This window comes from uncultured Nonlabens sp. (genome assembly GCF_947495285.1).
Lineage (GTDB): Bacteria > Bacteroidota > Bacteroidia > Flavobacteriales > Flavobacteriaceae > Nonlabens.
The window spans coordinates 105,510-117,995 of sequence record NZ_CANLXZ010000005.1; the positions used below are offsets into that span (position 1 = coordinate 105,510).

Below are 12,486 nucleotides of genomic sequence, written 5' to 3' on the forward strand. Positions count from 1 at the left end.
GAATCAAGTCCGTTATATTTACCCAATTAATTAATAGGTGTGTCTTCTAGAGTTTTATATTTCATTGTCTGGTGTTTATTCACTATTAGTTTTTTTCAAAAAGCTAATGGTCAAGAAAATTATATATCAAAATCTAATCAACAACTAGCAGTTGATTTAATGCTAGAAAAAGCACAAATAGCTCTACAACAAGCAAATTATATTGAGGCAGATAATTTTATTACCAGTGCGACTTACATAGCAAAAGATTCTTCCATTTATGCACAAACTCAATTATTAAAAATTTCTTATTTAAATAAAACCGGACAATTAGATAATGCTATCGAGGTCATTAAAAATATAACCCCTTATTTTGATAAATCTTCTTTGAATAGTGCGCAATTATTGCTTTTAAAATCAGACGTACTTATAAACGCTAACCGGTTAGTAGATGCCCAAGAAGCGATTACAAATGCACAGTTAATACTAGCACAAACTAAAAACGAGAACCTCCATGCGATTCTAAAATTAAGAAGAGCACAATTAAATATAAGAGTTGATAAAATAGACAAGGCTAGAGAATCATTTATAGCACTTTTACCACATCTTAAAAATAATAAACAGTACTACCTTACTGCACAAGTTAATCTAGAACTAGCTCAAATAGCTGCTGGAAAAGGAGAATTAAATCTAGCCAAAGAATACATAGAAAACAGCATAACTCTAGCTGATAGGTATGAATTTTATGATATTTTAAAAAATAATTTTTATCTATACTCTCAATTGTTAGAACAACAAGGTGATTATAAAAATAGCGTCTTTTATCTACAGAAATACACAAAACTAACTAGAAAAGATAAAAATTCTATAGCCTCAAATGTTGAATTACTAGAATTTAATAAACTCAAGAAGGAGTACGAAGCTCTAGTTGTATCTAACAATGAAAAAGCAAAGGAATTAAAAGGCAAAGACACATCTTACATATTGCTATGTGTTTTTATCACACTACTCTCTTTACTAACCTTATCTTTATTTAAGAATAATAAATTGAGAGCAAAAAGTAATCACGTGCTAGAAGGCAAAAATTCTGCTCTTATAGATGAAAGAGATAGAGCGCAAGATGCTGCAAAAATCAAAGCAGATTTTTTATCTACCATAACCCATGAGTTGAGAACACCTATGTATGCTGTCACAGGTCTCACCCACTTATTACTAGAAACAGACCCAAGAACAGATCAAAAAGAGCACTTAGAAACGTTAAAATCCTCAGGAGAGTATTTACTATCGCTTATTGATAATATTCTCGATTTCAATAAACTAGAAGCTAACAAAGTTAAACTCGAGGCCATATCATTTGATCTAAATAAAAGGGTAAATGATATAAGTCTATCCTTAAAAGGCCAGGCTAAAGATCAAAGAAACAATCTACACATTGAGTATGATGATAACATCCCATCAAGGTTACAAGGTGACCCTGTTAAAATATCACAAATCTTAATTAACCTTATGGGTAATGCTATCAAATTTACCAAAGATGGAGATGTCTGGTTAAGAGCACATAAGACAAACACTATAAAGGATAAATGTCTAATAAGATTTGAAGTAGAAGATAACGGTAAAGGAATATCTAAGGAGAAACAACAAGCCATTTTTGAGAATTTTACACAAGAAGGGTCTAGTACAAATAGAGAATATGGAGGCACAGGTTTAGGTCTAGCTATCGTAAAGAATCTAGTAGAATTAATGGGCGGCACTGTTCAACTAGAAAGTGAAGTAGGTATAGGTAGTAAATTTACTTTTGAAATATGGTTTGAATTACCAGACTCCAATAAGTTTTTTAATGAGAATCACTATCCTGAGATCAATAAAATGTCCCATTCTACAGCAACTACCACTGTTCATATTAAAGATAAAAAAGAAATAATTCTACCTAATATTCAATTAAATATTCCTGAAAACAACCTAAACAACAACACAGAAGACCAAAAACCAGAAAACCCCAAGCAGGAAATAATAAGCTCTAAACCTGCAACTTCTACTCAATTATTAAACAAACGTATATTAATAGTAGAAGATAATAAAATCAATCAAATGATTACAAAAAAAATTCTTGAAGGAAAGAATTTTATATGCGAGGTAGCAAATAATGGTGAAGAAGCGGTAATAGCAGCAAAAAACAAAAAGTATGACCTGATTCTTATGGATGTACACATGCCCATAAAAGACGGAAAAGAAGCCACTAGAGCTATCAGGATTTTTAATAAAGAAATACCCATATTAGCACTTACAGCAGTTACATTAAACGAGTCCGAAAAAGAATTCTATGAAATAGGCTTTGATGATATCATTCCTAAACCATTTAAAATGGATGAGTTTTTTGAAAAGATTCAAAAAGCATTCTCTAATCTTGAAATTCTATAAACTAGGTTCTTCCCCTATGAACTTCGTCTGTATAGGTAAATACATTACATTAGGTAAATCAAGATTTTTAAGCCTCACGTAATCCTTTTCGGTAGTAATTACTATTTCTTTACTCCTAATAACCTCTACTTCTTCATTTGTAAAATTATGATGATCTGTATATTTAAGATGATCTACAGTTATAAACTTCTTCAAATATTTTATAAAAGGTACAGGGTTTGCAATACCAGTCACAACAGTTACTTCACGTCCTTTAAAGTCATTTAGATTTTTCCTAGCAGTAGCTCCATAAACAAAATCATCATAAGCAATGTAAGAGAAACACAATTGCTGAGATGGCAACAATTGTAGTTTTTGTTTAATTATTAAAGCTTCATCTACACTAATAGATGCAGGACATTTAGTAACTACAACAGTTTGTGCACGATTTGCACCACTACGAGACTCCCTTAAATTACCAGCAGGTAACAAATAATCATCTTTATATAAATTACCATAGCTAGTCAATAAAACATAATGACTTGCCTTTACATGTCTGTGCTGGTATGCATCATCTAATAAAATAAGATCTAAATCATGATTATTTAATAAATTATGGATTCCATCTACACGCTTTTCACAAACAGCACTCACGATCAAATCTTTAAACTTAAGTTTAATTTGTAAAGGCTCATCCCCTACTTTATGAACCGTGTCATTGAGATCTATCTCGATATAACCAGAGGTCTTCCTACCATAACCACGACTTAGAACACCAATTTTTAAACCTTTATTTTTCTTTATAAAATACTCGATCATAGGTGTTTTACCAGTCCCACCAGTACTTAAATTACCTACAGCTATTATAGGTATTTCAAATTCATGTTGTTCTAAAACACCTTTGTCAAAAGCATAATTACGCAATGAAGTAACACCATTGTAAAGTATAGAAAATGGATATAATAAAAGTCTTAAATTTTGCATGAGATCAAAAGTAGGTTAATTTTACAACAGACATAAATAGTACCATTATGAAAATTAAAGATGTTATTTCACATCTAGAACAACTTGCTCCTAGACACTATGCCGAAGATTTTGATAACACAGGATTATTAACCGGTGATAAAAACACCGCTCTATCAGGAATCCTAGTAACTCTAGACTGTTTAGAAAACGTTGTAGATGAGGCTATTGAAAAAAATTGTAATCTAATTGTGAGTTTTCATCCCATTATATTTTCTGGATTAAAACATTTACAACCTAGCGATTATGTGCGCAGCACAGTTGTTAAGGCTATCAAAAACGACATAGCCATATATGCTACTCATACAGCTCTAGACGTCACAAAAGGTGGTGTAAGCTATAGAATGGCTCAGGAAATGGGACTCAACAACGTAAAAACACTCCTTCCTAAATCTCAATTAATAAAAAAAATGGTTACCTATATACCTTCCCACTCCTTTGAAGAGGTTAAGGAAGCCTTATTTAATGCCGGCGCAGGCTCCTTAGGTAATTATACAGAATGTAGTTTTTCTGTTTCGGGCACAGGCACATTTAAAGGAAATGAAGATAGTAATCCTAAAATCGGAGAAAAATTAAATCGAGAAAACGTAAAAGAAAAAATGCTCTCCATCACGTTTTTACCTCATCTAGAAAGCGCTATAAAAACCGCATTAATCCATAGTCATCCATATGAAGAGGTATCTTTTGAGATTTCAACGCTAGAAAACAACTACCAAAACATAGGAATGGGGACCATCGGTGAGCTGCCAGAAAGCTTGAGCCCAGAAGAATTTTTACAAAAAACAAAGACCGTATTTAATACTGGGGTTGTTAGAAGCTCGCTTTCGCGAAAGCGGAACATTAAAAAAGTCGCTCTACTAGGAGGCTCTGGAGCATTTGCAATAAAAAACGCGATTCAATCTGGTGCTGACGCATACATCACAGCAGATCTCAAGTATCATGATTTCTTTCACGGCCAAGACATCCTATTATGTGATGTGGGACATTATGAAAGCGAGCAGTTTACAAAAAACCTTTTACATGAATATCTTACAGAAAAATTTAGTAGTTTTGCAGTCCTTTGTGCACAAGCGCGAACAAACCCAGTTAATTATTTTTAAAAGATGGCAAAAAAGACCGAGGCTACTGTAGAAGATAAGTTAAGAGAACTTTACAATCTACAATTAATCGACTCTAGAATAGATGAGATACGCAATGTGCGTGGTGAATTACCTCTAGAAGTACAAGATCTTGAAGATGAAGTAGAAGGATTAAAAACTCGACTGTCTAAATTAGACGCACATTCTGATGAACTTAGTGAAAACATTAAGTCCAAAAAGAATTTAATTGAAGAGGCTAAAGCCCTGATTACAAAATATACAGATCAACAAAAAAACGTACGTAACAACCGCGAGTTCAATTCTCTTTCTAAAGAAATGGAATTTCAAGAACTAGAAATAGAACTTGCCGAAAAACACATACGTGAGTTCAAAGCGCAAATAGAGCAACAAAAAGAGGTTATCGATAAAAGTAAGAAGCGTCTTACTGATAAAACTGACCACTTAAAGCACAAAAAATCTGAACTAGAAGAGATCCTTAAGGAAACTCAAAAGGAAGAAGAAAATCTATTAAACATGAGTGATGAGCATGCAAAATCAATCGAAGAAAGATTGATCAAAGCATACACTCGTATAAGGACTAGTGTAAAAAATGGTCTTGCTGTTGTACCCATTGAAAGAGGTGCTTCTGGTGGTTCTTACTTTACCATACCACCACAGGTACAAGTAGAAATCGCAAGCCGCAAGAAGATCATCACAGACGAGCACTCTGGTAGAATTCTTGTAGATGCTGCTCTTGCCTATGAACAGGTTGAAAAAATGAATAAAGTTTTTTCTAAATTGCAGTAAAATTTTCACGCATAATAATCATCCCTTTATTTAAAAATAAAGGGATTTTTTTTTATTTAACCCTTTTTTAATACACTACTTAGATAGCTAATCCTATTTTTATTATCTAAATAACATGAGATATGAAAATAATATCAATTTTAATTATAATGTTTCTTGCATCTAATTGTAGTGAACAAAATAAAAATACCGCACAAACAGCTGTGAACACTGACCCAATTGAGGTCCCTGTACAACAAGGTCTAGAAAGAGCTTATTTTGCGAGTGGATGTTTCTGGTGTGTAGAAGAAGTCTATGAAGGCGTAATAGGTGTTAGTGAATCCGTTTCTGGCTACTCTGGTGGCCATACTAAAAACCCTACTTATGAAGACAGTAATACTGGTAAAACTGGACATGCTGAAACTAATGAAATTATATACGACCCAAGCGTCGTTTCTTTTAAAACACTAGTAGACGTTTACTTTGCTTCTCAAAACATAGAACAAGTTAACGGTCAGGGTCCAGATCATGGCTCTCAATATAGAAGTATTATCTTTTATCAAAATGATAATCAGAAAAAAATTATTGAAGACAAAATAACTAAATTAACAGAAGAAGGTTACCATGTAGGAGCCCAAGTAAAACCCTTTCAAAAATTCTGGATTGCAGAGGACTACCATCAAGACTACGCAAAACTGCACCCTACCCACAGTTATATAAGAGGAGTATCTATCCCTCGATTCAAAAAGTTTGCTCAAAAAATGCCGCAAGTTATTAAGCCAGAAGCTCAACATTAAAAGTAAAACAAATTATTTATCTTAAGAGAAACTTGCTCCTTTCAAGATTTTAATTACATTTGTATATATGTCATTAAATAATAATATCAGAATTAATAATAATTTTCTACAAAGGTAGGAAGTAGAATCTGGTATTTTAATATATTCAAAAGGTCTACTTAACAGTAGACCTTTTTTCATTTAAAAAATAAATTATGTGTGGAATTGTAGGAATGTTTCAGTTGAAAAAAGACAGCCAGGAGCAAAGAGAAAAAGTATTAGAATTATCTAAAAAGTTAAGACATCGTGGACCAGACTGGTCTGGAATCTATTGTGGTGATAACGCCATACTAGCACACGAGAGGTTAACCATAGTAGATCCACAGTCTGGAGGGCAGCCACTTTATAGTCCTGATGGAAATGTAGTGCTAGCAGTTAACGGTGAGATATACAACCACCAGAGCTTGAGAGATAACTACAGTGATTATAAATTTAAAACAAAATCTGACTGCGAGGTAATCCTTGCCCTATATCAAGATAAAGGCGTCAACTTCATGGATGACCTTACTGGTATGTACGGATTTGCTTTATACGATAGTGAAAAAGATGTTTTCTTGTGCGCTAGAGATCATCAAGGTATCATACCTCTTTATTATGGTTATGACGAGTTAGGACAATTCTATGTAGCAAGCGAACTTAAAGCACTAGAAGGAACTTGCAATGAGATAGCTCCATTCCCACCTGGACATTACTACTATAGTGAAACTGGTGAGTTTGTAAAATGGTACCACAGAGAATGGAAAGATTATGATACAGTAAAAGAAAACACTAGCTCTGTAACAGATCTTAAGCAAGCCATGGAAGACTCTGTACATAGACATTTAATGAGTGATGTCCCTTATGGAGTTTTATTATCTGGTGGACTAGATAGCTCTATAGTAAGTGCTGTTGCAAAAAAATACGCTGCAAAACGTATAGAATCAGGTGATAATAAAGACGCTTGGTGGCCTCAATTGCATTCATTTGCCATAGGTCTAGAAGGAAGTCCCGATCTAGCAGCTGCGCAAGAAGTGGCAGACCATATAGGTACCGTTCATCACAGCGTTAATTTCACAATTCAAGAAGGCCTAGACGCAATAAAAGACGTTGTGTATTTCCTAGAAACCTATGATGTCACTACCATTAGAGCGTCCACACCTATGTATCTTCTTGCACGCGTTATAAAATCCATGGGAATTAAAATGGTTCTATCTGGAGAAGGTAGTGATGAGATATTCGGAGGTTACTTATATTTTCACAAAGCACCTAGTGCAGAAGAATTTCATAAAGAAACCGTGCGTAAACTAGATACCCTACATCTATATGATAACCTAAGAGCAAATAAATCTCTTGCAGCATGGGGAATTGAAGGTCGCGTACCATTCTTAGATAAAGAATTTATGGACGTTGCTATGAGACTCAATCCTAAAGATAAAATGTGTGGAAATGGAAAAATGGAAAAACATATTTTAAGAGAAGCATTTGAAGACTACCTACCTAAAAGTGTTGCCTGGAGACAGAAGGAACAATTCAGCGATGGCGTGGGATACAGCTGGATCGATACGTTAAAAGAAGTCGTAGAAGGTGTGGTCACTGATGAGATGATGGAGGCAGCTGCCTTTAAATTTAAGATCAATCCGCCACAGAATAAAGAAGAATATTATTACCGTAGTATTTTCTCAGAACACTTCCCTAGCGACGCTGCAGCGAGTTGTGTACCTTCTTTAAAATCAGTCGCTTGTTCTACTCCAGTAGCATTAGAATGGGACGAGGCTTTTAAAAATATGAATGACCCATCAGGACGTGCGGTAAGCGGTGTTCATGATGAAGGGTATTAAAAAAATGTAAAAAAGTTGTACTTTTCAAATAGCGTCACTACATTTGACACATAATGAAAATAACTAATCATACATGGTGGTGGAATTATACAGCTCAACAGCCGTAAAGTCGCCATTATGTTTATTTATAAATGAGAAAGGTCTACTTAACGGTAGACCTTTTTTTATTTAAATGAATAAGTAAAATATATCTAATGAACTCAGTTCTGAAATTACATAAAGCAAACACAACTCACAAAGTCATACTAGCAGACACGCTTACACCAGTTGCTATGTACATGAGGTTGAGGGATAAATACCCAAACAGCATTCTTTTAGAAAGTAATGAGTACGGACAGCGCAGTAATAGTTATTCTTTTATTTGCTGTAACCCAGTTGCTACTTTTGAGGTAAATGACAAGGAGGTAAAATCTACTTTTCCAGATAACTCTATCAACACACAAGACTTCAGTTCTACCTTTGACCTTACTACAGGTTTAAATGAATTTAAGAACTCTTTTGAAAAAGTAATAGATAACTTCCCATTCCCAACTAACGGACTTTTCGGATATCTTAGTTATGATGCTGTTCAATTATTTGAAGATTTAGAGTTTCGCTTTCGCGAAAGCGATACCAACAACATACCTCTTGCCTACTATCAAGTATTTCAAAATGTAATCGTTTTTGATCATTACCATAATCAACTTTATGTATTTGATCATCAATATTCAAATTTTGAATCAAAACTAGATGAAATAGTAGCAGTAATTAATCATCGTGATGTTGCAAACTATAGTTTTAAATGTACAGAAGAGGAGTCTTCTGAAATGACAGATAATGATTTCAAAAAGCTTGTAGAAAAAGGTAAGGAACACTGCCGTAGAGGTGATGTTTTTCAAATCGTTCTATCTAGAAAATTTGAACAACCCTTTAAAGGTGACGACTTTAATGTATACAGACAGTTAAGAGCTATAAATCCTAGTCCTTATTTATTTTATTTTGATTATGGGAATTTTAGAATATTCGGTTCTTCTCCAGAGGCACAGTTATTAATATCAGATACTAAAGCTAGTATTCAACCTATTGCCGGCACTTATAAAAGAACCGGAAACGATATTGCAGATTTAAAGGCCGCCGAAGAATTAAAAAAAGACCCTAAAGAAACTGCAGAGCATATCATGCTGGTAGACCTCGCTAGAAATGACCTGAGTCGTCATGCTAGAAACGTAAAGGTAGAAGATTATCAAAACATACATTTCTATTCTCATGTCATACATATGGTAAGTAAAGTAAGCGGTACCATTAATGAAAGTGATAAAATTAAACTGATAGGAGATACATTCCCTGCAGGTACACTAAGTGGCGCTCCTAAATATAGAGCAATGCAACTCATTGATCAGTACGAAAGCTCTTCTAGAGAATTTTATGGTGGTGCTATAGGTTACCTAGGTTTTGACGGTAATTTTAATCACGCCATAATCATTAGAAGTATATTATCACGCAATAATAAGTTATTATTTAGAGCAGGTGCTGGCGTGGTCGTAGAAAGTAATTTAGAAAACGAGATGCAAGAAGTTTACAATAAGACTAACGCACTACGCAGTGCTATAAATAAAGCAAATCAATATTAATCATGAAATTAAGATATTTATCAATCGCTCTTCTTTCTTTTAATTTTCTATTATTCTCGTGTCAGGATAGTAAGAAAGAAGACTTGATCGACATTAAAATAGTTAAAAAAGATGGTAAGCTTGTTTTCCAGTACCTACCTAATTTAACGTTTAATAATGCAGTCGATAGTGCTGCAACATTGTTCGACAATAAAGATTTTTACAGAATAATGTCTAGCGAGATCAAAGTAGCCCCACCTATTTATCAAAATGAAGCTTTTAAAGTCAGAGTTTTTAATAGAAGTTATTTTTCAGAAAACAGTTACCGATATGGATTTCTTGTAAGAACCTATACTAAAAATGGTAAAATAAAAGATGAAATGGTAATCGCCTCTACTCTTAATGGATTACAATGTGAAGGAAAAGTAACTGCAGACTTAAGAATAATAACCACCTGTCCAGGTGGTGAAGAGACTATAGCACAAATAGAAACTGATGGTACAATTAAAACTTTAAAAGATGAATAAGAGATTATTATTAATAGATAACTATGATTCTTTTACATATAATCTAGTCCACTACCTAGAAGAACTAGGCGCTCAACTCACTGTAGTGCGCAATGATCAAATCACACCCCAAGAATGTGAGAATTATGATGCGGTAGTGCTATCTCCAGGACCAGGCATCCCCAACGAAGCTGGTAATTTAATAGCGATAATTAAGTACCTTAAAGATAAAAAACCACTTTTAGGGATTTGTCTAGGTCATCAAGCAATAACAGAGGTATTCGGTGGAGAGATTATAAACCTAGATAAAGTATATCACGGTATCTCTACAAATATGACACATAATGGTAATGAGATATTTAATCACATCGACACTAATTTTGATGCAGGACGTTACCATTCTTGGGCTGCACAAAATAGCAGTTTTCCAGATATTCTAGAAATCACAGCCACTGATGAAAACGGTCAAATTATGGCGCTTAAACATAAAGAGCTACCCATTTACGGCTTACAATTTCACCCAGAAAGTATCATGACACCGCAAGGAAAACAAATGCTTAAGAACTTTATAGAGACTTTATAGAATGAAAGATATCTTAAATGAATTATTTAACCATCGCACGCTTTCTAGACTTGCTGCACATGATATTTTAACCGCAATAACTAGCGGTACTGTAAATGATGCTCAAATTGCTGCTTTCTTAACCGTATATGGAATGCGCAGTATTACTGTAGAAGAGTTAGCTGGATTTAGAGACGCCATGCTAGAACAAGCAAACCTTATAGATCTATCAGAATTTAATCCTATAGATTTGTGCGGGACTGGTGGTGATGGAAAAGACACTTTTAACATAAGTACACTAGCTAGTTTTCTAACTGCTGGTGCAGGCGTCCCAGTTGCAAAACACGGTAACTATGGAGTAAGCTCAGTAAGTGGTTCTTCTAATGTTATGGAACATCTAGGATTTGTATTCACAAATGATCATGATGTGCTAAGGAAACAAATTTCTGAGGCAAACATTACATTCTTACACGCACCATTATTTCATCCCGCGATGAAAGCTGTGGCTCCTATAAGAAAACAATTAGGTGTAAAAACATTTTTTAATATGCTGGGTCCATTAGTAAATCCCGCAAAACCTAAATTACAAAGTGTTGGGGTTTTCAACTTGCAGCTAGCTCGTAATTATGAGTACTTATTTCAGTCTGAAACAGGTAAGAAATACGCTATTCTTCATTCCCATGAAGGCTATGACGAGGTAAGTCTTACAGGAAAAGTACGACTAGCTAGAAACACAGGAGTAAGCGATCTATCGGCAAGTGATTTCGGCATGAAAGCATTAAAGCAGGCCGATATTTATGGTGGAGCTACCGTAGAAGAAGCAGCACATATTTTCATGAAAGTATTGGAAAACAAAGCGACCGAAGCACAAAAAAATGTAGTCATTGCAAATGCTGCAACTGCTATTTCTGTGGCTCGGGATTTAAACCTTCATCAAGCAGCTATAGCAGCTAGAGAATCTCTAGAGTCTGGAAAAGCACTGAACAGTTTTAAACGCTTACAAAACGTTCAAAGGTAGCCGCTAGATAGCAGTTCTACACTAACCCTTATAAGTGTTTAAAAATAAGGCCAGGTGAGACCTGTACAAAAAGAAATAAAATGGAAGACATTCTTAAGAAAATAACAAATCAAACCGCACAAGATTTAAATGCTAGAAAGCAGGCTACCTCTCTTACAGACCTAAGAAAGATGCCTCATTATTCTAGAGAGACACTATCCTTAAACGATAGTTTAAAGAAAGGCAGCGGTATTATAGCTGAGCATAAAAGACAAAGCCCTAGTAAAGGCTCTTTTCAATGTCCTGCAAGTTTAACTGAAGTAGTAATAGGATATGAAAATGCTGGTGCAAGCGCTATAAGTTGTTTAACTGATTTACCTTTTTTTGGCGGTACGCTAGACGATTTACTAGAAGCAAGATCGCAAGTTAATATACCTATCCTGCGCAAGGATTTCATGATAGATCTATATCAAATCCATGAAGCGCGAGCTTATGGAGCAGACGCTATTCTACTTATCGCAGCATGTTTAAATAACGAAGAATTAAAAACCATGTCTCTAGAGGCGATAAATCTAGGTCTTGAAATTCTTTTTGAAGTTCATGATTTAGAAGAACTCAATCGCATTAAAGAGATAACCACTTCTTTGAATTCGTCCAAATTTGTGATAGGAATTAATAACCGTGATTTAAAAAGATTTAAAACTGACATTCAAAACAGTAAAGATCTTTTACCACATTTTCCTGAAAATGTTCTTGCCATATCAGAGAGCGGTATCTCAAATCCTGAAATAGTAAAAGAACTTAAAACATTAGGATTTAAAGGTTTCCTAATAGGAGAAAACTTCATGAAAACCCACCTGCCAGGAGCAAGCTGCGATCAATTTATAAAAGCTATAAAATCATGATGGTTAA

General features: G+C 34.4%; 11 protein-coding genes. 10 read left to right on the forward strand and 1 reads right to left on the reverse strand.

Annotated elements, in window-relative coordinates; all coding sequences use genetic code 11:
- Window positions 1-39: 39 nt before the first annotated feature.
- Entirely contained in the window at window positions 40-2,400 is a 2,361-nt protein-coding gene (locus Q0838_RS03245) for an ATP-binding protein (RefSeq protein ID WP_298951211.1), read from the forward strand.
- Here Q0838_RS03245 and lpxK read toward each other — a convergent pair.
- Window positions 2,395-3,363, reverse strand: coding sequence for a tetraacyldisaccharide 4'-kinase (gene lpxK, locus Q0838_RS03250; RefSeq protein ID WP_298951214.1), 969 nt, complete (start codon window positions 3,361-3,363; stop codon window positions 2,395-2,397). The genes Q0838_RS03245 and lpxK overlap by 6 nt on opposite strands.
- Window positions 3,364-3,410: 47 nt before the next feature.
- Here lpxK and Q0838_RS03255 point away from each other — a divergent pair, with 47 nt between their 5' ends.
- The 9 genes from Q0838_RS03255 to trpC all read left to right on the forward strand — a co-directional run bounded on the left by Q0838_RS03255 (window position 3,411) and on the right by trpC (window position 12,479).
- Window positions 3,411-4,502: a Nif3-like dinuclear metal center hexameric protein gene (locus Q0838_RS03255; RefSeq protein WP_298951217.1), complete on the forward strand. Its 1,092-nt coding sequence runs from the start codon at window positions 3,411-3,413 to the stop codon at window positions 4,500-4,502.
- 3 nt (window positions 4,503-4,505) lie between these two features.
- Window positions 4,506-5,288, forward strand: a complete 783-nt coding sequence (locus tag Q0838_RS03260; protein ID WP_298951220.1) for a C4-type zinc ribbon domain-containing protein — start codon at window positions 4,506-4,508, stop codon at window positions 5,286-5,288.
- Window positions 5,289-5,410: 122 nt separating this feature from the next.
- Complete coding sequence (msrA, locus tag Q0838_RS03265; RefSeq protein WP_298951223.1) at window positions 5,411-6,064, forward strand: peptide-methionine (S)-S-oxide reductase MsrA; 654 nt, start codon at window positions 5,411-5,413, stop codon at window positions 6,062-6,064.
- Between the two features lie 194 nt (window positions 6,065-6,258).
- Window positions 6,259-7,920 (forward strand): asparagine synthase B, encoded by a 1,662-nt coding sequence (gene asnB / locus Q0838_RS03270; RefSeq protein WP_298951225.1) that lies wholly within the window; start codon window positions 6,259-6,261, stop codon window positions 7,918-7,920.
- Between the two features lie 194 nt (window positions 7,921-8,114).
- Window positions 8,115-9,530, forward strand: a complete 1,416-nt coding sequence (locus Q0838_RS03275) for an anthranilate synthase component I family protein (RefSeq protein ID WP_298951227.1) — start codon at window positions 8,115-8,117, stop codon at window positions 9,528-9,530.
- Between the two features lie 2 nt (window positions 9,531-9,532).
- Entirely contained in the window at window positions 9,533-10,036 is a 504-nt protein-coding gene (locus Q0838_RS03280) for a hypothetical protein (protein ID WP_298951230.1), read from the forward strand.
- Window positions 10,029-10,598 carry an aminodeoxychorismate/anthranilate synthase component II gene (locus tag Q0838_RS03285; protein WP_298951233.1) on the forward strand — a complete coding sequence of 190 codons (570 nt, stop codon included), beginning with the start codon at window positions 10,029-10,031 and terminating at the stop codon, window positions 10,596-10,598. Before Q0838_RS03280 ends, Q0838_RS03285 begins: the two co-directional genes overlap by 8 nt.
- A gap of 1 nt (window position 10,599) precedes the next feature.
- Entirely contained in the window at window positions 10,600-11,595 is a 996-nt protein-coding gene (gene trpD / locus Q0838_RS03290; RefSeq protein WP_298951235.1) for an anthranilate phosphoribosyltransferase, read from the forward strand.
- A gap of 80 nt (window positions 11,596-11,675) precedes the next feature.
- Window positions 11,676-12,479: an indole-3-glycerol phosphate synthase TrpC gene (gene trpC / locus Q0838_RS03295; protein ID WP_298951238.1), complete on the forward strand. Its 804-nt coding sequence runs from the start codon at window positions 11,676-11,678 to the stop codon at window positions 12,477-12,479.
- Window positions 12,480-12,486: the final 7 nt, after the last annotated feature.